The sequence below is a fragment of the Rhizobium sp. P2_G9 genome (assembly GCF_056403475.1).
In genome coordinates this window covers 30953-53421 of sequence record NZ_JBFUFK010000050.1, presented here as the reverse complement: position 1 = coordinate 53421, position 22469 = coordinate 30953, and the positions used below count along the sequence as shown (strand labels likewise).

The 22469-nt window shown below is 62.3% G+C and carries 20 protein-coding genes and 1 pseudogene; 15 read left to right on the top strand and 6 right to left on the bottom strand.

The genetic code is table 11. The annotated features are described in order from the left end of the window. The 3 genes from AC1DYF_RS32475 to AC1DYF_RS32465 form a co-directional block, all read left to right on the top strand. Nucleotides 1–259: type I secretion C-terminal target domain-containing protein (locus AC1DYF_RS32475; protein WP_477881976.1), on the top strand; the 259-nt coding region annotated here is incomplete at its 5' end. A gap of 112 nt (nucleotides 260–371) precedes the next feature. Then, nucleotides 372–716 (top strand): ArsR/SmtB family transcription factor, encoded by a 345-nt coding sequence (locus tag AC1DYF_RS32470; RefSeq protein ID WP_477881974.1) that lies wholly within the window; start codon nucleotides 372–374, stop codon nucleotides 714–716. After that, on the top strand, nucleotides 706–1215 hold the full coding sequence (locus AC1DYF_RS32465) for an SRPBCC family protein (protein WP_477881972.1): 510 nt from the start codon (nucleotides 706–708) through the stop codon (nucleotides 1213–1215). The genes AC1DYF_RS32470 and AC1DYF_RS32465 overlap by 11 nt, the downstream gene beginning before the upstream one ends. Before the next feature lie 89 nt (nucleotides 1216–1304). Here the strand turns inward: AC1DYF_RS32465 and AC1DYF_RS32460 are convergent, their stop codons facing one another. Continuing rightward, entirely contained in the window at nucleotides 1305–4217 is a 2913-nt protein-coding gene (locus tag AC1DYF_RS32460) for an aminotransferase (RefSeq protein WP_477881970.1), read from the bottom strand. A 166-nt stretch (nucleotides 4218–4383) separates the two neighbouring features. On the opposite strand from AC1DYF_RS32460, the gene AC1DYF_RS32455 reads away from it, so the two are divergent. Then, complete coding sequence (locus tag AC1DYF_RS32455; protein ID WP_477881968.1) at nucleotides 4384–5268, top strand: DUF6030 family protein; 885 nt, start codon at nucleotides 4384–4386, stop codon at nucleotides 5266–5268. 9 nt (nucleotides 5269–5277) lie between these two features. Here the strand turns inward: AC1DYF_RS32455 and AC1DYF_RS32450 are convergent, their stop codons facing one another. Then, nucleotides 5278–5685, bottom strand: a complete 408-nt coding sequence (locus AC1DYF_RS32450; RefSeq protein ID WP_477881966.1) for a DUF2000 family protein — start codon at nucleotides 5683–5685, stop codon at nucleotides 5278–5280. A gap of 99 nt (nucleotides 5686–5784) precedes the next feature. On the opposite strand from AC1DYF_RS32450, the gene AC1DYF_RS32445 reads away from it, so the two are divergent. The 5 genes from AC1DYF_RS32445 to AC1DYF_RS32425 all read left to right on the top strand — a co-directional run bounded on the left by AC1DYF_RS32445 (nucleotide 5785) and on the right by AC1DYF_RS32425 (nucleotide 11925). After that, nucleotides 5785–6576: an AraC family transcriptional regulator gene (locus AC1DYF_RS32445; RefSeq protein ID WP_477881964.1), complete on the top strand. Its 792-nt coding sequence runs from the start codon at nucleotides 5785–5787 to the stop codon at nucleotides 6574–6576. Between the two features lie 233 nt (nucleotides 6577–6809). Continuing rightward, nucleotides 6810–9725, top strand: coding sequence for an isoleucine--tRNA ligase (ileS, locus tag AC1DYF_RS32440; RefSeq protein ID WP_477881963.1), 2916 nt, complete (start codon nucleotides 6810–6812; stop codon nucleotides 9723–9725). A 209-nt stretch (nucleotides 9726–9934) separates the two neighbouring features. Continuing rightward, nucleotides 9935–10540, top strand: a complete 606-nt coding sequence (locus tag AC1DYF_RS32435) for a hypothetical protein (protein ID WP_477881961.1) — start codon at nucleotides 9935–9937, stop codon at nucleotides 10538–10540. Further along, nucleotides 10537–11052 carry a hypothetical protein gene (locus tag AC1DYF_RS32430; RefSeq protein WP_477881959.1) on the top strand — a complete coding sequence of 172 codons (516 nt, stop codon included), beginning with the start codon at nucleotides 10537–10539 and terminating at the stop codon, nucleotides 11050–11052. Before AC1DYF_RS32435 ends, AC1DYF_RS32430 begins: the two co-directional genes overlap by 4 nt. Nucleotides 11053–11130: 78 nt before the next feature. Further along, nucleotides 11131–11925 carry a GGDEF domain-containing protein gene (locus tag AC1DYF_RS32425; protein WP_477881957.1) on the top strand — a complete coding sequence of 265 codons (795 nt, stop codon included), beginning with the start codon at nucleotides 11131–11133 and terminating at the stop codon, nucleotides 11923–11925. A gap of 6 nt (nucleotides 11926–11931) precedes the next feature. Here the strand turns inward: AC1DYF_RS32425 and AC1DYF_RS32420 are convergent, their stop codons facing one another. Beyond that, nucleotides 11932–12363: a nucleoside deaminase gene (locus AC1DYF_RS32420; RefSeq protein ID WP_477881984.1), complete on the bottom strand. Its 432-nt coding sequence runs from the start codon at nucleotides 12361–12363 to the stop codon at nucleotides 11932–11934. An 87-nt stretch (nucleotides 12364–12450) separates the two neighbouring features. On the opposite strand from AC1DYF_RS32420, the gene AC1DYF_RS32415 reads away from it, so the two are divergent. From AC1DYF_RS32415 to AC1DYF_RS32405, 3 genes are read left to right on the top strand one after another with little or no spacing between them, the layout of a single operon-like run. Further along, nucleotides 12451–14136 (top strand): pseudouridine synthase, encoded by a 1686-nt coding sequence (locus AC1DYF_RS32415; protein ID WP_477881955.1) that lies wholly within the window; start codon nucleotides 12451–12453, stop codon nucleotides 14134–14136. Next, nucleotides 14117–14680 carry a 16S rRNA (guanine(966)-N(2))-methyltransferase RsmD gene (gene rsmD / locus AC1DYF_RS32410; RefSeq protein ID WP_477881982.1) on the top strand — a complete coding sequence of 188 codons (564 nt, stop codon included), beginning with the start codon at nucleotides 14117–14119 and terminating at the stop codon, nucleotides 14678–14680. The genes AC1DYF_RS32415 and rsmD overlap by 20 nt, the downstream gene beginning before the upstream one ends. Before the next feature lie 10 nt (nucleotides 14681–14690). Further along, a complete protein-coding gene (locus AC1DYF_RS32405) occupies nucleotides 14691–15557 on the top strand; it encodes a patatin-like phospholipase family protein (protein ID WP_477881954.1) in 867 nt (288 codons plus the stop codon). On the opposite strand, the gene mscL is transcribed toward AC1DYF_RS32405, so the two are convergent. Next, nucleotides 15558–15968, bottom strand: coding sequence for a large conductance mechanosensitive channel protein MscL (gene mscL / locus AC1DYF_RS32400; protein ID WP_477881952.1), 411 nt, complete (start codon nucleotides 15966–15968; stop codon nucleotides 15558–15560). Between the two features lie 238 nt (nucleotides 15969–16206). Between mscL and AC1DYF_RS32395 the strand changes: the two genes are divergently transcribed. The 3 genes from AC1DYF_RS32395 to AC1DYF_RS32385 all read left to right on the top strand — a co-directional run bounded on the left by AC1DYF_RS32395 (nucleotide 16207) and on the right by AC1DYF_RS32385 (nucleotide 21864). Beyond that, nucleotides 16207–19701 (top strand): PAS domain-containing hybrid sensor histidine kinase/response regulator, encoded by a 3495-nt coding sequence (locus AC1DYF_RS32395; protein ID WP_477881950.1) that lies wholly within the window; start codon nucleotides 16207–16209, stop codon nucleotides 19699–19701. 40 nt (nucleotides 19702–19741) lie between these two features. Next, nucleotides 19742–21538 (top strand): DNA mismatch repair endonuclease MutL, encoded by a 1797-nt coding sequence (gene mutL / locus AC1DYF_RS32390; RefSeq protein WP_477881948.1) that lies wholly within the window; start codon nucleotides 19742–19744, stop codon nucleotides 21536–21538. Between the two features lie 98 nt (nucleotides 21539–21636). Beyond that, nucleotides 21637–21864, top strand: a complete 228-nt coding sequence (locus tag AC1DYF_RS32385; RefSeq protein WP_477881980.1) for a DUF2093 domain-containing protein — start codon at nucleotides 21637–21639, stop codon at nucleotides 21862–21864. Between the two features lie 3 nt (nucleotides 21865–21867). Here AC1DYF_RS32385 and AC1DYF_RS32380 read toward each other — a convergent pair whose 3' ends face one another. Both AC1DYF_RS32380 and AC1DYF_RS32375 read right to left on the bottom strand, forming a co-directional pair. Beyond that, nucleotides 21868–22170, bottom strand: a complete 303-nt coding sequence (locus AC1DYF_RS32380; RefSeq protein WP_477881946.1) for a helix-turn-helix domain-containing protein — start codon at nucleotides 22168–22170, stop codon at nucleotides 21868–21870. Then, a pseudogene (locus AC1DYF_RS32375) lies at nucleotides 22167–22402 on the bottom strand (type II toxin-antitoxin system RelE/ParE family toxin). The gene AC1DYF_RS32380 and the pseudogene AC1DYF_RS32375 overlap by 4 nt, the downstream one beginning before the upstream one ends. Nucleotides 22403–22469: the final 67 nt, after the last annotated feature.

Here is a 22469-nt window from a genome sequence, read left to right as displayed (position 1 = left end):
CCTCTGGGGCCAGGCCGGCGCCGACGTTTTCAGCTTCGGAACGGGCAATGGGCGCGACGACATCATGGACTTTTCTCTGCGCCAGGGAGACCGTATCGATTTGTCGCAGGTCAGCGGCATCACCGGGTTCCAGGATCTCGTGCAGCATCATCTCTACGACTCCAACGGCAGCGCCTATATCGTCATTGATGGCAAGGACGACATCCTGATCCGCAATGTCGATCCCAACCACCTGACCGAGGCCAATTTTATTTTCTGAGGTCGTTTGATCTCAATCTCGGTTCTCGCACGGTCGCAGCCTTGCGCGGTTTTTTCTCGCGCGAGAAACTTAGCTATTGATCTAAGTGTTTTCTCACTCTATAGTTAGCCATATGGATAACTATGGTGCCAATCTCGATTCCGTCTTTCACGCGCTTGCCGACCCGACACGCCGGGCCGTCATTCAGCGGCTCGGCGCGGGTGCGGCAACGGTGAGCGAACTGGCGGAGCCATTCGACATGGCTTTGCCGTCGTTCATSAAACATATCGGGGTGCTCGAAACATCCGGATTGATCCTGTCCAAAAAGATCGGCCGCGTCCGGACCTGCACGCTCGAACAGAAGCGGCTGGCAGCGGCCGAACGCTGGTTCAACGAGCAGCATGCGCTCTGGAAGAGCCGATATCAGAATCTCGACAACCTCCTCGAAACATTGAATGGAACAGACAATGAAAGCTGACCTGCAATTCGACTTTCTCCCGAACCCGGAAATGAGCGTCCTCACCGTCAAGCGTGAATTTGCCGGAAAACGGCAGCTCGTCTGGGATTGTCACACGAAGAGCGAATTGCTCGACCGGTGGTTCGCGCCGAAACCGTTGACCACGAAAACAAAACATATGGATTTCCGCGAGGGCGGATATTGGCTCTATGCGATGGTCGAGCCGGGCGGTCAGGAATATTGGGGACGGTTGGATTACCAGGCAATCCGCCCGATCGACAATTACCAGGCGCTCGACGGATTTTCCGACGAGACCGGGGCGTTGAACCCCAATCTGCCGAGGGCGCGTTGGGATGTGACCTTCACGGATGCACCGGTCGGCACGCTCGTCTCCACGGTCGTGGCCTATAACTCGCCAGAAGACCTGCAGAAGGTAATCGACATGGGCATGAAGGAGGGCTTGACCTCCACCCTCGAACGCCTGGACGAATTGCTGCTGGTACTTAACCCGCAGGCCTGACTGGTGCTCATCCCGCGACTTCGAGGCCGGCACTGTCCGGCCTCATCGACATCATCAATGTCAATGCAAGCCGGTTTGAATGCGGCTGCCTACCACCCCTCCTCCAGCACCTTCGCCAGCATGTCGGCGAAGAAATCGGCGCTTTCGCGTGTCAGACACATGGGCGGCTTGATCTTCAGTACGTTGAGGTGATCGCCGGTCGGCTGCATGATCACACCGAGGTCGAGCAGGCGGTTACAGATCGCCTCGGTTTCCTGCGTCGCCGGCTCCAGCGTGGTCCGATCGCGGACGAATTCAAGGCCGAGATAGAGGCCCATGCCGTGCACCGCGCCGACCAGCGAAAAACGCTGGCCGAGCGCTTCGAGGCGGCCTTTGAGATAGTCGCCGACTTTGCGGGCATTTTCCTGCAGGCCTTCTTCCATGATGGCGTCGAGCACGGTCAGGCCGACGACACAGCTCACCGGGCTACCGCCGGCAGAGGAGAAGAAATAGCCTTCTCGCTCCAGCGAGTCGGCGATGGCGCGGCTGGTGATGACAGCGCCGAGCGGGTGACCGTTGCCCATGCCCTTGGCGATGGTGATGATGTCGGGCACCACGCCCTGCTCGTCGAAACCCCAGAAATAATGGCCGAGCCGGCCATAACCGACCTGCACCTCGTCAGCGATGGCTACACCGCCGCGGTCGCGTACCAGGCGGTAAACTTCCTTGAGATAGCCTTTCGGCAACGGGATGCCGCCGGAATTGCCATAAACACTTTCCGCTATGAAGCCGGCTAACTTCTCGCCTTTCGCGTCAATCTTGTTCAGCGCCGCCTCGACGTCGGCGATATAAGCGGCGGCCGAATCCGGTCCGCGATGCGGGCCGCGATAGGTATTGGGCGACGTGACCGGATGAACCCAAGCCGGCCGCGTGGTCCGCGCCTGCGGGTTATCGGCGATCGAGGTCGAAACCGCGTCGCTTGCCACGGTCCAGCCGTGATAGGCCTCGAGCAGGCTGACGGTATTGCGGGCGCCCGAATGCGCCCAGGCGAGGCGAAGCGCCAAATCATTGGCTTCGGAGCCGGAATTGACCAGGAAGACGGTGTTCAGCCCTTGCGGCGCCAAGTCCGCAAGGCGCTTGGAGAATTCGGCGATGCCGGCATAGTGGAAGCGCGAATTGGTGTTGAGCAGACTCCATTGCCGGCCGACTGCCGCCGCGAGCTTTTCGTGACCATGGCCGAGGATCGCGACATTATTGACCATGTCGAGATAGGTACGGCCGTTCATGGCATACATTTGCTGGCGCCAGCCGCGCTCGATCTGCGGTGGATTCTTGTAATAGTTCTTCTGCGGCCGGGCGAAATACGCCTGGCGGGTTTCGAGCAGCGTGTCGCTGTCGAGCGGTAGCGCATCGAAATCGGCGCCGAAAAGCGCTGATGGCGAAGGGCAGATCGCCGACCAGGCGCGCGCATGGTGCGGAGCGGCGAAGCGCGGCGGCGTCAGGCTCTTGTTGCGGCAGAATTGCACCTTGAGCACGCCACCGACCGCCACCGTGCCGATATCGGCGCCGGCATCGAGCATGTGGCCATCGTCGCCGGCTATGTCGATGCCGTCGATTACAAGCGAAAGCTCCCTGCCATCGATCCTGAGCCGATTGCCCTCGCCCTGCGCCACGCCGGCGAAGGGCGCGAACAGCATCACGCCTTCGGGCAGGCGCGCCTCGATATGCAATGCATAGCTGGTCGGCGCCGTCGCCGAATGATGCAAGGTGCGTGACAGGCGATATTCGCCATAGCGGGTGATGGCGCAGCCGGTGCGCCGGGCCGCTTCCTGCAGGAGCGTGGCATCGATGTCCGGCTCCAGCCAGTTGCCGCTCTGGAAATGCGGACCGAGCGGATCGAGGCGCACGATCTCGAACAGCGTGGGGACGATCTCCGGGATCAGCCGCTGCATTGCCGGCAGCGGCTTGTTTTCCGCCATGCCGAGCGCATCGAGTATGGCGGCCTGCATGACGACCATCGGCAAGGAAGTCGCGACGTCGAAGATCATCCGCTCATGGGCGATGTTGCCCGCGGCATAGTCATTGTCCGGTTCCAGGGCGACCTGATATTCGCCCGAACCCACCAGCACGCCGGCGCGCTCGACGATCAGCGGCCACAGCGCCTTTGCCTCGGCAATGGTCAGCGGATGAACGGCATGGAAAGCGCGAACCGCCGGCAGGATATAGAAAGCGTCGCCATCGGAATGATGCAGCAAGGCGGCGCAGCAGACCGCGAGATCGGCCACCAGCCAGCCTTGCATCAGATCGCCGAAATCGATGACGCCGACGGGGATCGGATTGCCCTTGGCATCCGCCAGAGCCACGACATTGTCGTCGGTAATGTCCTGATGGATCGGCTGCAGCCGCAACTCGTCGCGCAGCGGCGCCACAATCCGCTCCGCTTCTTCCATTGCCGCCATGACCCGAGCGGCCACCATCCCATCCGGAACGGCGGCAAGGAGCTTGTCGGCAATTGGCAGCGCCTGCCGCAAATCCCACTGGATCTGGCGGTCGAGGCCCGGATGGCTGAAGCCATGCAATCCCCGCGCCATGCGGCCGCAGATATCGCCGAGCGCTGCCACCGTGACTTCGGGCAGGAATTTTCGCTTCGTCAGCGGCTCGCCATCGAGATAGTCGAGAAGCCTGACCTGGCAAGGCTGGCCGGCAATGTCGAGGCTGAGGATTTCGGTACCGGATTTCGCCGCATGGACCTGCGGCACGAGAGGGGCACCTTTTGCCCCGGTGAGATGCTGCATCGCGGCGTTCTGCGCTTCCAATTCCGTTGGGTCATAGGCGGCGTGGCAGATCTTCAGCACATAGCGGCGATCGCCGGTATCGATGCGGAAGTTGCGGTCCTGATTGCTGCCGAGCTCGACGATCGTGCCGCTCAAGCCATATTGGTCGCGAAGAATTGTCTCTACGTCGCCAATTACGACGTCCGGTCTCGGCAAATCCGCGCGGCCCACAGCGCTCGTTTCCAGCATGACACGATTTCCCCATGTTTCCCGGGTGAAATTCATAGTGCGTGGCGATGTGGAGAGCAACCTCTCTGCTGCGGGTGCGAAGGCCGGCTTGCAAGCCGGGCGCACTGGCAATAAATTTACGAAATGCGCGGTAGTTTCGCGCTTGGGCAGCCCAGTCAGAAAGTTCATGGAAGCAAAGCCTCGGCGCAGACTTGGTATCCTGATCTTCTGCTTCGTCTTTCTGGCGGTTGCGGGCGCTATCGGCGCGACCGTATTGCTGGCCAACAATGGCCGCCACCTGCACACGCTGATGCGCTCCCTGGGCATCAAAATCGTGCAGCCGCAGCCGGATTCAATCCCGGAGCCGCCGCGTGTCGTCGACAAATTCCGCGGTCATCGGCTGAAGGACATTCCCGTTGAGCTCGACGCCTATCTCTTCCAGCATGTCGTGAACGGCCGTGAGAGTACGCTGCTGCGCAACATGCGGCGCAATGGCGAGACACTTTGCGGGCTCTTCGACCGGCTGGGTTTCAAAATGTCGAGTTGGCAGCCAGGCAGCTTCGCCAAGACGCTGAACGAATGCTATAGCGAAGTCGACATGCCGAACAGTGCCGACCCGAACAGCCCGTCCTCCTTCTTCCTGATGATCAAAGGCGAGCAGGACGGCACACTGGTGTCGGCGCGGGTGAAATTCATCTTCAACGATGCAGCAAGCCGCACCAAGCTGACCGAAATGACCGCGCGGGTGCTCGAGGAATTCGCCAAGGCGACGGCCTGGGGCGAGATCGAGGCGGAGAAGAACAAGCTGATCGCGCTGAAGCCCTTCACCAGCGACTTCAATGGCGTCAACATCCGCTTCTCCCCGGAATTCGGTGGCGTCGGCCGTTACAATCTGATCTTCAGCCGCGCGGGCAAGCTCACGCCGGCAGAAAAGCGTACACAGAACTATTTCGACCGGTCGTCCTTCTTTCCGCTGACGCCGGAATTTGGCGGCCCGGCGATCAAGGACGAGCCGAAGCCGGTTCCGGCCGCCGCAGACACGGATGCGGATACCGAGCAGAAACCCAATTGAGCCTGGGCGTCATCCGTGCATCCTGGCGCCCTTGCTGACCTTGTCGGCAATTTTCTTCGGCGCGCGGAAGGCGATGCCGACGAGCCTGGCGTCTTCGGGTGCGAACTGGCCGAAGACCTCGCGATTGGCCACGTCGTGGCCAGTGGCAAACATTTCTTCGACATAGGCCGAAGCGGTGAGCTCCTGCTCCAGGCAGCGGCGCTGGGCATTAGCGAGTACCGATTGATCGCCGGCCAGCACCACGACCGGCTGAATGCTCATCGGATTGTAGAGATGGCCGGCGCGGTCGCGATAGGGCTCGCCGATCAATCGCGGATTCTGGGCGATGATGCCACTCATCAGGAAAGCGGTCACGTTCAGCTCTTGCCAGGCCTGCAGGTTGTCCCGCAAAATGACGACGATCTTGGTATCGAACACAAATGCACCTATTTCAAATCGATGAACGATCCCAGAACTAGACAAGAGGGCGAGACCGGTCTTGAACGTTTGTGCAAGGCGTCGGAACGCGAGCACATCGTGCATGACGCGTCGCTGCCCGGTTTCGAGCGGATGGAGGCGGAATTCGAAGGTGCTGCCTTCGCACCGCACCGGCACGACACCTATGCGTTGGGGATCACGCTCAAGGGTGTGCAGACGTTTCAGTACCGCGGCGAACGGCGCGTCAGCCTGCCGGGCAATGCCATCATCCTGCATCCCGACGAAGTGCATGACGGCGGCGCCGGCAATGAGGAAGGGCTGAAATACCGCATGCTCTATCTGGAACCCTCGCTGCTGGCACCGGCGCTGATGCAATCCGGCCAGCCCCTGCCCTTCATCGGCAATCCTGTCGTTGATCATCCGCCCCTGACCCGGTTGCTGCTGTCGGTGTTGTCGAGCATGGGCGACCGGCTCGACGCGATGGAGATGGATGGTTTTCTGGCGCTCGCGGCCCCGATCCTGTCGGAACTTTCGACTGGGATGACGAAGCCAGCGGGCACACTGCCGATCCGGGAAATGCAGCGCGTTCGAGACTTCCTTGCCGCGCATTGGGACGAGAACATTTCCTCAGTGCGCCTCGAAACCATTGCCGGTCTGGATCGCTTCGCGCTTGCCCGGCATTTCCGTTCGCTTTACGGCACCACGCCGCACAGGTTCCTGGTCATGCGGCGGCTGGCGGCGGCGCGAGAGAAGATTTCCGCCGGGTCGACGCTTGCCGATGTTGCGGCCGATACCGGCTTCGCCGACCAGGCCCATTTCAGCCGCCATTTCAAGAAGGCATTCGGGCTGACACCGGGGCGCTGGGCGGAGCTGGCGCGGGCCGGGCAATAGCGCGGACAGCGTTGCAATCTCCGCTTCCCTTTCCGGCGAAAACCGCATAAGAACCCGCAGCATGACACATTCGCGGCTTTGGATCATATTCCGAATTATCAGCCCGGCCTTTGCAGCCTGATCGGCTCAGAGCAAAGGTCCGGGCCTTCTGGCGTTTTGCCATACGAAGCCGAAAATCCCGATTTCCAAAATCATTGCGTGTCGTCTGAACACGCTTCATCCACGGTATGACCATGAACGACGCTGCCGAGAAGAACGACTATTCCTCGACCCTCTACCTGCCGCAGACCGATTTCCCCATGCGTGCCGGCCTGCCGCAGAAGGAGCCGGAGCTGGTTCAGCGCTGGCAGAAAATGGACCTCTACAAGAAGCTGCGCGCCTCTGCCGCCGGCCGCGAGAAATTCGTGCTGCATGACGGCCCGCCCTATGCCAACGGCAATATCCATATCGGCCATGCGCTCAACAAGGTGCTGAAGGACGTGATCACCCGCTCCTTCCAGATGCGCGGCTACGATGCCAATTACGTACCGGGCTGGGACTGCCACGGCCTGCCGATCGAATGGAAGATCGAGGAGGCCTATCGCGCCAAGGGCAAGAACAAGGACGAGGTGCCGGTCAACGAATTCCGCCAGGAATGCCGCGAATTCGCACAGAACTGGATCACCACCCAATCGGCTGAGTTCCGCCGGCTTGGTGTCGAGGGTGATTTTGAGCGCCCCTATACGACGATGAATTTCCACGCCGAAGCGCGCATCGCCGGCGAACTGTTGAAGATCGCCATGGTGGGCCAGCTCTATCGCGGCTCCAAGCCGATCATGTGGTCGGTGGTCGAGCGCACGGCGCTGGCCGAAGCCGAGGTCGAATACCAGGAATATGAGAGCGACACGATCTGGGTGAAATTTCCGGTCATGGCCGGGCCGGAAGGCTTTCTCGGCACCGCCGTCGTTATCTGGACGACGACGCCCTGGACGATCCCCGGCAATCGGGCGGTCTCCTATTCGTCGCGCGTCGAATATGGCCTTTTTGAAGTGACTGCCGCAGAGAACGATTTCGGCCCCCGGCCGGGTGAAAAGCTGATCTTCGCCAAACGCCTGGCAGAGGACTGCGCAACCAAGGCCAAGCTGACGCTGTCGCTGAACCGAGATGTCAGTGCGGCGGAGCTTGCGGCGATCACCTGTGCGCACCCGTTCAGCGGTCTGGGCGGCGGCTATGAATTCGCTGTTCCGCTGCTCGACGGCGATCATGTCACCGATGAAACCGGTACGGGCTTCGTCCACACCTCGCCCAGCCATGGTCGCGAAGACTTCGATATCTGGATGCACAATGCCCGCGCGCTCGAAGCACGCGGCATCTCGTCCAAGATCCCGTTCACCGTCGACGATGGTGGTTTCTTCACCGACGATGCTCCCGGCTTCGGTCCCTCTGCCGAAGGCGGTGCCGCGCGCGTCATCGACGACAACGGCAAGAAGGGCGATGCCAACAAGCGGGTCATCGAGCAATTGATCGCCCACCACGCCCTCTTCGCCCGCGGCCGCCTAAAGCACGAATATCCCCATTCCTGGCGCTCCAAGAAGCCGGTGATCTTCCGCAACACGCCTCAATGGTTCGTCTACATGGACAAGGATTTCGGCGACGGCACGACATTGCGCAGCCGCGCGCTGAAAGCCATCGACGACACCCGCTTCGTGCCCGCCGCCGGCCAGAACCGCCTGCGCGCCATGATCGAGCAGCGTCCGGACTGGGTGCTGTCGCGCCAGCGCGCCTGGGGTGTGCCGATCTGCGTCTTCGCCGACAAGGAAGGCAATGTGCTCAGGGATCCGGAGGTCAATGCCCGTATTCTCGAAGCTTTCGAGAAGGAAGGCGCCGACGCCTGGTTTGCCGAAGGCGCCAAGAGCCGTTTCCTCGGCAATGCGCATGACCACGAAAAGTGGATGATGGTGCGCGACATCCTCGATGTCTGGTTCGACTCGGGCTCGACGCATACGTTTACGCTCGAGGATCGCCCGGACCTGAAATGGCCGGCCGATGTCTATCTCGAAGGCTCCGACCAGCATCGCGGCTGGTTCCATTCGTCGCTGCTCGAAAGCTGCGCCACGCGCGGCCGCGCGCCCTACAACGCCGTCATCACCCATGGCTTCACCATGGACGAGCATGGCCGCAAGATGTCGAAATCGCTCGGCAATACGGTCGTGCCGCAGGACGTGATGGCCCAGTCGGGCGCCGATATCCTTCGGCTTTGGGTGATGAACACCGACTATTGGGAAGACCAGCGGCTCGGCAAGACGATCCTGCAGACCAATATCGACAACTACCGCAAGATTCGCAACACGATCCGCTGGATGCTCGGCACGCTGGCCCATGACGGCGGCGACGAGATCGCTTACAGCGAGTTGCCGGAACTGGAAAAACTGATGCTGCACAGGCTGGCCGAACTCGACCAGGTGGTTCGCGACGGCTATGACGAATTCGACTTCAAGAAAATTGCCCGCGCATTGACCGATTTCGCCAATGTCGAATTGTCGGCCTTCTATTTCGACATCCGCAAGGATTCGCTTTATTGCGACGCGCCGTCGAGCCTGCGCCGCCGTTCGGCGCTTTACGTGGTGCGCAAGCTGTTCGACTGCCTGGTGCTGTGGTTTGCGCCGATGATGCCGTTCACCATGGAAGAGGCCTGGCTGTCGCGCGATCCAAAGGCGGAATCGGTGCATCTCGAACAGTTCCCGACAATTCCGGCGAACTGGAAGAACGAAGCTGTTGCCGAGAAGTGGCGGAAGATCAAGGCGATCCGTCGTGCGGTCACCGGCGCGCTCGAAATCGAACGTGCCGCCAAGCGCATCGGCTCGTCGCTCGAAGCAGCCCCCGTCGTCCACATCACCGACGCCACTTTGTTCGAGGCGCTGGAGGATGTGGATTTCGCCGAAATCTGCATCACCTCCGACATCACGGTGACGCTGGGCGAAGGCCCGTCCGAGGCCTTCCGCGCCGATGACGTCGCCCATGTGGCCGTGGTGCCGGTGCTCGCTGAGGGCAAAAAGTGCGCCCGCTCCTGGCGGATCACCAGCGATGTCGGCTCCGATCCGGACCATCCCGACGTGTCGGCCCGTGATGCCGCGGCACTGCGGGAACTGGCGAAACTCGCAGCCGCGTGAGCAGAATCTGGGAATAACCGCTATCCAGAGCCATAAATCGGGCCTGAAAACGGCCCGATTGTTACGCCTCATAGGATTTATGATCCGCGGCGAATTGCGTTTTTTCCCCATCTCGGGTAAAAGGCTGCCTGAAAATGGCCGGATTTCTGCGGCAACCGCAGGATTGGGACATTAACTATTTCACGATTTGCCGGAAGGGCTTTGGCGGAATGAGCGAAAAGTATCGCGTGGCAGGCACAGTGATCGTGCTTTCGGCTCTGGCTCTGAGCGCGTCAAGCTGCATGGGCCCGAGATACGGTACGGACAAGACCGCCACGGCGCAGCTGGTGGACGACATTGGCGATGCCGCATCGCTCTCGCCGACGAAGAAGCCGGTGGCGCTCGCCTACCAGCCGCGCGGCGCGCTGGTGAAGCCATCGGACGACACACTGGTCGTGCCGGAAAAGAACATGGCGAGCAAGGACAATCCGCAATGGGTGGAGAGTCCCGAGGAAACCCGGACACGACTGAAAGCGGAAGCCGACGAGAATGCCAGCAACGGCAATTATCGCTCGCCGCTCTCGACCTCCGTGACTGAGGGCAAGGTGCTGTCACCCGAACAGCAGCGGACCGCCTTTCGCGAAGCGCGTAAGATTCAGCAGGGCCGTTATTCGGACCGCCGCCTGTTCATGAGCGACCCGCCGCTTGACTACCGCCAGGTCGAGCCGGACAAGCTGACCGACCTCGGCAGACCGGAGGCCGAGAAGGAAAAGGAGCGGCAGAAGCAGGCCGCAATTGCAGGCACCGGCGTCCATTGGTGGGAAGTCTGGAAGTGATGTTGCGCGGCCGCCGCAAGCTAGCGGCCGCATCCATCGCTTTCCTGTTGCCTGTCTATATCGGCGCGGCTCGCGCCGAGCCGCTTTCTCCGCGAAAATATATCATTCAGATGTCGAGCAGTCAGGTCGACAGCGGCTATGCGTATTATCTCGTGCCGCCGCTCGCCAAGGTCTTCGACGATGCCGGCTTCACCGCAATGCGCGGGCCGGGTGCCGACGTCGCGGTCAATATCCTCACCAATTCAGATGTCGGCCAGTGGATGAGCACCGCCAAGGGGCGGGAATGGCTCTATACCGTGAAGATTACTGTCGGCATCAGCCCCGAAAGCTATGACATTCCCTATGAGGGCACGCCGCAATTCGGTGCGGAAATTTCGCTCATCACGCCGAACGGCGACCGCGAAGACGAGCTTGCCTGTCTGATCACTCTTGCCGCCAGAACCGCGATCGCCCAGTACCAGCCGAAAGGCCTCTACAAGAGGTCCGGGCAGGAATGCCTGCGCAAGCAATGATGACGCAGGCCACCGATCTATTTGATGATTCTCTACTTTGGTGATGACCTGTTAACGGACTGTGCTTAGCGTGCGGCCATGTTCGGAATTAGCAAGAAAACGGCGATCAAGGCGAGCGTTGCCGCATTCGTGTCGATGGCGATTTCGCTTTCGGCGGCGCTGATTCTCGTGCCCATTCTTGGCGGTCATCCGGATGGTCCCGGCTTCTGGATGAGCGTCGTCTGTCCGCTGGCGATCGCCTGGCCGGCCAGTGCCYACCAATTCCATCAGAATGAAAACATGCGTGCCGCGCGCGATGCCGTCGCCGTCATGCCTGCGGAACTCGAGCGCCTGCACCTGGAACTGACCGCCGCGCATGAAGAACTCAGGCAAAAATCGCGCATCGATGCGCTCACCGGCGGGCTCAACCGCGAAACTTTCCTGGCGGAGTTGGAAAAACGCAGCGCGTCAGCCCAATCCTCGGCGCTGCTGATCGCCGACGCCGATCATTTCAAACGCATCAACGACACGTTCGGCCATCAATGCGGCGATGCCGCCTTGCGCGGTATCGGCAACGCCATCGCCGCGACACTGCGTCCGAGGGATTTTTGGGGCCGCATCGGCGGCGAGGAATTCGCCATATTCCTGAGCGGCACCGACGCCCAAACGGCGCTGGCGATCGCCGATATGATCCGGCTCGCCACACTCGCCGTCGACCTCCAGGCGGATGGTGAAAAAGTACCGCTGAGCATCAGCATCGGCGGTGCCTTTGCCGCCTCCGGCTTCGAAAGCCGCACGCTGATCGCCAGCGCCGACCGCCGCCTCTATCGCGCCAAGCGCGCTGGGCGCAACCGCATCGCCTTCGAAGACGATACCGAGGAAGAGGCGGCCTGACCGGACTCAGTCGCGCCGGTTGCGGAAGAAATCCTTGAGGATTTCGCCGGCCTCGATCTCGGAAAAGCCGGAATAGACCTCAGGGACATGATGGCAGGTCGGCGAAGCATAGAATTGGACGCCGCTTTCGACGGCGCCGCCCTTGGGATCGGAGGCGCCGTAATAGAGCCGGCGAATGCGGGCAAAGGAAATCGCCGCCGCGCACATGGTGCAAGGTTCGAGCGTCACGTAGAGATCGCAGTCCACCAGCCTTTCGCTGCCCAGCATCTTGGAGGCTTCGCGGATCACCTCGATCTCGGCATGCGCCGTGGTGTCGTTGGCTTGCCGGGTGCGATTTCCAGCGCAAGCGAGCACGGTTCCGTCACACACCACAACTGCGCCGACCGGCACTTCGCCGCGCTCGGCGGCGGCCCGCGCCTCGGCTATTGCGATCTTCATGAACTGATTTGGCAGCGCCAAGCCGTATTTCCTCTTAACCCGGTGTCAATCACCTGATAGGAGACGAACAAATAAGAGGCAATAGAAATGAAAGACACCAGGAAACAGGGCGATCGCGACCGTAAGTCCGCAAGGACGGACGGCAAGCCCGCGAGGTCAGGCAAACCGATCAAGAAGAAGGCGTTTGCGGCCAAGCCGCGCGAAAAAAACCCTGCCCATGAGACTGTCGTTGGCGAAGGCGAGCGCATCTCCAAGATCATGGCGCGGGCTGGCGTCGCGTCACGGCGCGACTGCGAGCGGATGATTCTCGCCGGACGCGTTTCGCTCAACGGCACGGTGCTGACCACGCCGGCCATCAACTGCACGGTCGCAGACAAGATCGAGGTCGACGGCAAGCCGATCAGTGCCATTGAGCGCACGCGGCTGTGGATCTACTACAAGCCGGCTGGATTGGTGACGACCAACCATGATCCCGAAGGCCGCCCCACTGTGTTCGACAACCTGCCCGCGGACCTGCCGCGGGTGATCTCCGTCGGGCGCCTTGACATCAATACCGAAGGCCTGCTGCTGCTGACCAATGACGGCGGCCTCGCCCGCATGCTGGAACTGCCGACCACGGGCTGGCTCCGGCGTTATCGCGTCCGTGCGCATGGCGCCGTCGACCAGGAAAAGCTCGACAGCCTCAAGGAGGGCATTGCCGTCGACGGCATCTTCTACGGTGCGATCGAAGCGACATTGGACCGTGAGAAGGGCCACAATGTCTGGATTACCATGGGGCTGCGCGAAGGCAAGAACCGCGAGATCAAAAACGTGCTCGGCGCGCTTGGGCTGGACGTCAACCGGCTGATCCGTATCTCCTACGGGCCGTTTCAGTTGGGCGAACTCGAAGACGGTCAGGTCGTCGAGGTCAAGAGCCGGACGTTGCGTGAACAACTCGGGCCGCGGCTGATCGAGGAGGCGAACGCCAATTTCGAGGCGCCGATCAACAACCAGCAGAAGCCGAAGGATGAGGAAGAGCCGGAGGCCGGCGAACGGCCGAAGCGCGAAAACCGCGACGACCGGCCGAAACGCGAGGGGCGTGAAGAGCGTCCCCGGCGGGAAAGCCGCGAAGAGCGGCGCGAACGCGATCTGGCCCGCATCGACACCAAGCGGCCGGTGCAGAAGGCGCGGCAGGACGGCGACCGCCGCCATGCGCATGACGATGACGACCGCAAGCCAAAGCGGCCGCCACTCGGCACGAGCCGCACCGCCAATGTCTGGATGGCGCCCGGCGCCCGCCCGGTCGCGCAGAAGAAGGCCAAAGAGGAGACCGCTGCCGCCGAGCCCAAACGCCGTATCCTGCGGCTGAAGAAGGATGCGACATCGGAAGTCGCACCCACCGGCGAGTCGAAACCGAAACGCGCCCAGCGCGCGTCCGGCCCGAAACAGGCCGAGCGCAACGGACGGCCTGAACGCAAGGAGCGTAGCGCCAAGTGGGAAGGGACTAAGCCCGAGGGAAACAGGCCCGCGAAACCGAAGTCCGCGGCGGCAACACGTTCTGCCGAAGGCGAAGGCGGCCGTTTCCGCGGCAAGCCATCATCCGAAGGCAAGCCCAATCGAGGCAAGGCATCAGCCGAGGGCAGGCCGGAGCGCGGCAGGCCGCCACGCCCTGGCAAGCCGGAAGGCGCCAAGCCGCCGAGAACAAAGCCGGCAAGGCCGCGGCCGGAAAACACCGGTTCCGACCGAGGCTCCAGCGGTGACCGAAAGGATGGCGGTGCGAATCGTCGGCGGTGAATTCAGGGGCCGGTCGCTAGCCACGCCGAAGAGCCAAGACATCCGCCCGACGACCGACCGCACGCGCGAGAGCCTGTTCAACATCGTGAGCCATGCCTATCCGGACGTGCTCGACGGTAGTCGCGTGCTCGATTGCTTCGCCGGTACGGGCGCGGTGGGCCTGGAAGCCCTGTCTCGCGGCGCCGCGGCGGCCGTGTTCGTCGAGACCTCGGTGGAGGGCCGCAGCCTGCTGCAGGCCAATATAGAGGCGCTCGGCCTGCGGGGCCGCGCCCGCATATTGCGCCGTGATGCCACCCAGCTCGGTGCAATCGGCACGATGAGCCCGTTCCAACTCGTCTTCGCCGATCCGCCCTATGGGCATGGACTGGGCGAGAAAATGTTCGCCTCCGCCCAGGCCGGCGGCTGGCTCGCCGATGGCGCCTTGGCGATCCTCGAAGAGCGTGCCAATGTCGAGCCCGAGGTCGGCAGCGCCTTCAGGCCCATCGATACACGCGAATTCGGCGACACACGGATGCATTTCTATCGCTATTCGGCAAAGAGCTGAGAGGTTTCCGATGGACCAAAGCCATGCCCCCTCTTCCCCGACGATCGCGATCGCCTTTGGCGGTGGCGGCGCGCGGGGCATCGCGCATATCCATGTCATCGAGGCGCTGGACGAACTCGGCATCACGCCGGTGATGATCGCCGGCTCGTCGATCGGCGCGATCATGGGCGCCGGCATGGCGGCGGGCATGGCCGGTGCCGAAATCCGCGAATTCGTGCTGGCTACCGTCGGCAATCGCCGCGAAGTGATGAACCGGCTCTGGTCACTCAGGCCATCGAGCATCCAGGAAGTGATGTCGAACGGCTTCCGCGTCGGCCACTATAACCTCGAACGCATCCTCAAGGCCTTCCTGCCGGAGGCCGTGCCCGAAACCTTCGACGGCTTGAAGATTCCGCTCAGCGTCACCGCCACAGACTATTATGGCCAGCGCGAGGTCAGCATTCATAGCGGCGACCTGTTCAAGGCGCTTGCTGCGTCGGCGGCGATTCCTGCCGTGTTCATGCCGGTGAAGCTCGAAGGCCGGGTGATGATCGATGGCGGCATCTTCAACCCGGTGCCCTTCGACCATCTTGTCGGCAAGGCCGACATCGTCGTCGGCGTCGATGTGGTCGGCGGCCCGGAGGGCGACGAACAGCAGATCCCCAACCGCATCGACAGCCTGTTCGGCGCCAGCCAGCTGATGATGCAGTCCATCAACGCGGAAAAGCTCCACCGCCATTCGCCCGACATCTTCCTGAAGCCGGCGATCGGCAAGTTCAAGGTGCTCGATTTCCTGCGCGCGGCCGAGGTGCTGGAAAGCTCGGCTGCGATCAAGGACGAATTCAAGCGGGCGCTCGAGGCGCAGATCGAGCTGCGCACCCGGACGCCGATACGCTGATCAGGGCCGGTTACGCAGCACGTCGCGGATGTCGGTCAACAGCACGACCTCCTCGGACGGGCCTTTGGGGGCTTCTTCCTTCTTCGGCATCAGGCGGTTCACCGCCTTGACGAGCAGGAAGATGACCCAGGCGACAATCAGGAAATTGACGACCTGGTTGATGAAACTGCCATAGGCGAACACTGCGCCCTGCTTTCGCGCTTCAACAAGCGAGTCGGCCGTCACGTTGGCGGACAGCGGGATGAAATGGTTGGAGAAATCGATCCCACCCGTCAGCCTCCCGAGAATTGGATTGATCAAATCGGTCGTTAGCGAGTTGACGATCGCCGTGAAGGCCGCGCCGATGACCACAGCGACGGCGAGATCGAGAACATTGCCACGCGCGATGAATGCCTTGAATTCCTGAATCATGGTCCACTCTCCTGCATTGTTCGTCCGCATCCGTCCCGGACAATACAACCCTAGCAAAGCTTTTGCCGGATGCCAGCCGGTATTTCGGTTTTTTGAGATGTAGCCGACGAAAGCATGGCTTCCCTTATGCCGATGAATGCGTTTATCTTTGTCCGTCGCGCATATCCCGCGCCTCGCTTTTCACATGCCGGCGCTGAAGCTGCTGACCGCTTCCGGGCGGCATGACTGGGGAGGGTCTATGCTGCCAAGCTGGGTCATTTTCGGCTCGGCGATCGCCTATCTCGTGCTTTTGTTCGCTGTTGCCTCGATCGGCGACCGGCGGACGCGGGCAGGTGGCGGTGCGGGCCGCGGCCGGCCCGTGGTCTATGCGCTGTCGCTCGCCATCTACTGCACCTCCTGGACCTATTTCGGCGGCGTCGGCCTGGCGGCAACGCGCGGGCCGGAATTTCTGGCGATCTATACCGGGCCTATCCTGGTCTTCACGCTCGGCCTCCCCGTCCTGAAGCGCATCAGCAGCATTGCCAAGGCCGAGAAGCTGACATCGGTCGCCGATTTCATCGCCGCACGCTATGGCAAGAATCCGGTCGTGGCGATGATCGTGGCGATCATCGCGCTTGCCGGCGCCGTGCCCTATATCGCGTTACAGCTCAAGGCGATCTCCAGCTCGGTGGCAGCGCTGGTCGACACGACGCATTATGCCATCGGTATCGACAATCACCAGCTCGTCGACCTGCCGCTCATCGTGTCGATGACCCTTGCTTTCTTCGCTGTTGTTTTCGGCACAAGGCATGCCGACGCGACGGAACACCAGAACGGGCTGATCCTCGCGATCGCGACCGAATCGGTGGTCAAGCTGCTGGCGATCGTGACCGTCGGCATCACCGTCCTCTACGTGCTGCACAATGGGCCAAGCCATCTCCTCGAACGCGTCTGGAGCCATGGCCCGGCCGCCAATGCGCTTGCCTACCATACGTCGACGATGCGCTGGATCGTCGTGACCATGCTGTCGGCCGCTGCCATCATCATGCTACCGCGCCAGTTCCACGTCACCATGGTGGAGAACCGCAGCCCAGGCGAGCTCCGGATGGCGGGCCTGTTCTTCCCGCTCTATCTGGTCGCAATCAACCTGTTCGTGCTGCCGATCGCGCTTGCCGGCGTGCTTCTGTTCAACGGTGCATCCGGGGCTGATCTCTTCGTGCTGACGGTGCCGCTGCATGCCGGACTGCCGGTCGTGACGCTCATTGCCTTTATCGGCGGCTTTTCGGCGGCCACCGCCATGGTCATCGTCGAATCCCTGGCGCTGGCGATCATGGTTTCCAACGATATCGTCATGCCGATCCTCTTGCGCCGCAATCTGGTCGGCGCCATCGGCCCGGCAAGCGAGGATCTCGGCCGCCTGGTGCTGGCCGTCCGGCGTGGTTCGATCTTCGCCGTGCTGCTCCTCGGCTATGGCTACTATCGCTCGACCAGTTCCGAAAGCGGGCTCGCCTCGATCGGGCTCATCGCCTTTGCGGCGATCTCACAGATGGCGCCGGCGCTGCTCGGCGGGCTCGTCTGGCGCCGAGCCAATGCGCGCGGCGCCATCGCCGGTCTGGTGTCCGGCTTTACCGTGTGGATCTGGATGCTGTTCATCCCGAGCCTGGGCGGCGCCGACACTTCGAAGGATGCCGGCGCGATCCTGGATGCCATCCTGCCGACCACCGATTTCTTCTCCGGTCCGAACAGCGATCCCTTCGTCAATTCCGCGCTGCTCAGCCTGATGGTCAATGTCGCCTTCTTCATCGCTGGCTCGTTGACGCGCAACGCCAATCTGATCGAGCGCCAGCAATCGGCTGTGTTCGTCCCCGTGAGCGGCACGCCGCGGCCGCTGATGCGCAGCTGGCGTACCAATCTCACCGTCGGCGAACTCAAGACCACCATCGGCCGCTATCTCGGCGAGGAGCGGATGCAGCGCTCCTTTGCAAGCTACGCATATTCCGGCGGCAAGAATCTCGACGACCATCGCTTTGCCGACACCGACCTTCTGAAATTTGCCGAGCAATTGCTGGGCTCGGCGATCGGCTCGTCATCGGCACGGCTGGTTCTGTCGCTCAGCGTGCGGCGTCTCGACGAATATCCCGCCGAGACGGCGCTGTTGCTCGACCAGGCGAGCGAGGCGCTGCAATATAACCAGGGTGTGCTGCAGACGGCGCTATCGCAGATGGACCAGGGCATTGCCGTGTTCGACGGCGAGAACCGGCTGGCGATCTGGAACCGGCGTTTCCGGACATTGCTCGACCTGCCGGAAGCCGCCGGCCAGGTGGGCTATCCGCTGTCGGCCATCATCAGCCTGCTCGCCGAGCGCAGCGACATTACCGCCGATGGCGAGACCGAGACGATGGAGAAGATCCTGACGCCGGACACGCCCTTCCTGCTGATGCTGGACGGCGGAGCGCGGATCCTCGAACTGCGCTCCAACCCGATGCCGGACCGCGGCATCGTCACCACTTGCACCGATATCACCGAACGGGTGCAAGCAAGCAAGGCGCTGGAGGAAGCCAACGAGACGCTGGAACAGCGAGTCGTGGCGCGCACGCGCGAACTCACCCATGTCAACACCGCGCTTGCCGAGGCACGTGCGACGGCCGATGAGGCCAATCTCGGCAAGACGCGTTTCTTTGCCGCGGCGGGCCACGATATCCTGCAACCGCTCAATGCCGCACGGCTCTATTCCTCGGCGCTGGTCGAGCGGCTCGGCCATTCGGCCAACAGCGACCTCGTGCTCAATATCGATTCGGCACTGGAATCGGTCGAGACGATCCTCGGCGCGGTGCTCGACATTTCCCGGCTCGACACCGGCGCGATGAAGCCCAGTATCACGACCTTTGCGCTCGACGAATTCCTCAGGCGGATCGAAACGGACTATCAGCCGCTTGCCGCAGCGCGCGGGTTGAAACTCACCGTGCTGCCGAGCCGTCTGAAGGTGAAATCCGATCCGATGCTGCTTCGCCGGCTGGTGCAGAATCTCGTTTCCAATGCGATCAAATATACCGTCACCGGCAGGATCGTCGTCGGTGTGCGGCCACGCGGCGGCGAGGCCTGGATCGAGGTCCATGATACCGGCATCGGCATTCCCGCCTCGAAGTTCAAGACCGTGTTCAAGGAGTTTTCGCGGCTCGACGAGGGCGCGAAGACGGCGGCAGGCCTGGGGCTCGGGCTCTCGATCGTCGACCGCATTGCCCGTGTGCTCTCCCACAAGGTCGAGCTGCAGTCGACGCCTGGCAAGGGCACGCTGTTGCGGGTGCGGCTCACGCGCGACCTCTCCGGCACCGTGCCGGTGGCGTTGGAAACACGGGCGGCCGCAAGCGGCATCGACCGCCGGCTGGATGGGCTCCATGTGCTCTGCATCGACAATGACGAGACGATCCTGGACGGCATGAAGACGCTGCTCGAGGGCTGGGGGTGCCGGATCACTCTGGCAAAGGACTTGGGCGACATGGCCGACATGGTCCGGCCGGATATCGTCATTGCCGACTATCATCTCGACACCGGCACCGGCATCGACGCCGTCGGTGGCTTGCGGAACCGCTTCGGCCCCGTTCCGGCCGTGTTGATCACTGCGGACCGCACGGCCGAGGTCCGTGCCAGCGCCGAACGCGAAGGCATGGTGCTGCTCAACAAACCGGTCAAGCCGGCAGCACTCCGGGCCGCGCTCAACCGATTGTCAACAGCTGGAAAGGCGGCGGCCGAATAGCGGGCTTTTCAAGCGGCAGAGAATCCGCGAAAATAGCGCCATGCAAATCAAGCTGCTTTCCGAAACCCTGGTCAATCAGATCGCCGCCGGCGAGGTCATCGAACGGCCGGCGAGTGCGGCCAAGGAATTGATCGAGAATGCCATCGACGCCGGCGCCAGCCGCATCGAGATCGCCACTGCCGGTGGCGGCAAGGCGCTGCTCAGGGTGGTCGACAACGGGTCGGGCATGGCGCCCGACGATCTCGATATGGCCGTGCGCCGGCACTGCACCTCCAAGCTCGACAAAGGGCTCGATGAAATCCGCACGCTCGGCTTCCGCGGCGAGGCGCTGCCCTCGATGGGGTCGGTGGCCAAGCTCTCGATCACCAGCAGGCTTAGAGACGCATCGGAAGGCGCGGAGATCGAGGTGATCGGCGGCCGCGCCTCGGGTGTCCGGCCGCGGGCGGCCAATGCCGGCACGATTGTCGAAGTGCGGGACCTGTTCTTCGCCACACCGGCGCGGCTGAAATTTTTGAAGACCGAAAAGGCGGAAGCCGGCGCAATCACCGAAATTGTGCGGCGCATGGCGATTGCCTTCCCGCATGTCCGCTTCACGCTGTCGGGCAGCGATCGGGCGACGCTGGACTTCGCCGCCACCGGCGACGATCGCCTCGCCCGCATCGCCCAGGTGATCGGCAAGGATTTCGAAGACAATGCGATAGCACTCGATGCCGAGCGTGAGGACGTGCGGCTCACCGGCTTTGCCGGCATTCCCGTCTTCAATCGTGGCAATGCGGCGCACCAGTTCGCCTTCGTCAATGGCCGTCCGGTGAGCGACAAGCTGATCGTCTCGGCAATCCGCGGCGCCTATGCCGAGACGGTGCCCAGCGGGCGCTATCCGGTGGCGGTGCTCGACATCGCGCTCGACCCGGCACTGGTCGATGTCAACGTGCATCCGGCCAAGTCCGACGTGCGCTTCCGCGATCCCGGCCTGGTGCGCGGCCTGATCGTCGGCGCGATCCGCGAGGCGCTGACGCGCGACGGCGACCGTTCGTCGACGACGGCAGCGCGGGCGATGACGGCAGCTTTCCGTCCTGGCTTTCGGCCGCAGCCGGCGCAGAACTGGACGCCATCCGCTTCGCCCTTCCGGCCCTTCACGCCCGCACCGCAAACCGGCTTCGGCGAGCCGCCGCAGGCAAGCTTCGACGTGATCGCCACGCCGTCGGCCCGTGCGGACGCGGCGCCGGCGCCGGAAGTCCGCATCGCCGAGGTCTTCACCCATCCGCTGGGTGCTGCACGCGCGCAGGTGCATGAGAACTACATCATCGCCCAGACCGAGGACGGCATGGTGATCGTCGACCAGCATGCAGCGCATGAGCGGCTGGTGTTCGAAGACATGCGCAAGGCCCTGGCCGCCAAGTCCGTGCCGTCGCAGGCGCTGCTTATCCCGGAAGTCGTCGACCTGCCTGAGGAGGATTGCGACCGGCTGATGGAGCATGGCGAGGCCCTCGCCCGGCTCGGCCTGCATTACGAGCGCTTCGGCCCTGGCGCCATCCTGGTGCGCGAAACACCAGCCATGCTGGGCGAGGTCGATGCGCCGGCACTGATCAAGGAGCTCGCCGACGAGATCGGTGAATGGGACACATCGGCCAGCCTGCACGCACGGCTCGAACATGTCGCCGCCACCATGGCCTGCCATGGCTCGGTACGCTCCGGCCGGCGGTTGAGAGTCGAGGAGATGAATGCGCTGCTCCGGCAGATGGAGGCGACGCCAGGCTCCGGCCAGTGCAATCACGGCCGCCCGACCTTTATCAAGCTGAAGCTTTCGGACATCGAGCGGCTGTTCGGGCGAAGCTAGAGCCAGAAATGCCTTGGAAACCACAAGCGTGCGCCGATTTGCAATCTCAACATCACGGCTGTATATCGCGTTGAACGTATTAGAGGATTTTTGGAATGATGAACCGGTTTGAAGGCAGCGGCGGCCGCGAAGCGAAAATCCGCTATCTTGACGGTGATTTCCAGATTCTGCTCCCCGGCGGCTATGTGATTTGCGCCATAACCGGCAAGCAGATTCCGATCGATGAGCTCAAATATTGGAGCGTCGACCGGCAGGAGCCTTATGCGGATTGCGGCGCCTCGCTGGAGGCGGACAAGCGGGCCGGCGTGCTGCCGACACAGAAGTAAGATTCAGCCGGCATCCTCCGAGATCGGCTCGAAGTGGATGCGCAGCTTGTGGCCGGTTGCTTGCGCATAGCGTTCCAGAGTACGGGTTGAGGGCTTTGTCCGGCCGCTTTCGAGACGCGAAACCGCGCTTTCCGTTGTACCCATCCGGCTAGCGATTTCGGCCTGTGACAGGTGAGACCGCGCGCGAGCTTTGATCATTTCCTTGATCAGGGCAAATTCATCTTCGAGCGCATCATAAGCCGCCCGGTATTCAGGGTCCTCTGCCATATGCTTGGCGTGCAGGTCTTCGGCGCGGATCGTTTTCATTCGATTTCCTTTGCTCTTTTCCTCGCAAGCGCAATTTCCTTCGGCAGAGTCTTCTGCGTCTTCTTGATAAAAATCCGAACGATCACGACGCGCTGTCCTGTGACAGCAATATAGATTGCCTGGCAATCCGGTCTTTGCCCGTGATCCGCAGTTCCCACAGCTTGTCGCCAAGTGGCTTCACCCAATCGCGCGGCAAGCCGAACAGACCGTCTTCCCGGATCACATCTGCCATCCGTCCAAGCCGGGCCTGCATGTCGGCCGGCAACTTGGCTTCTTCTTCAACGGCGCTGGGAAGATAT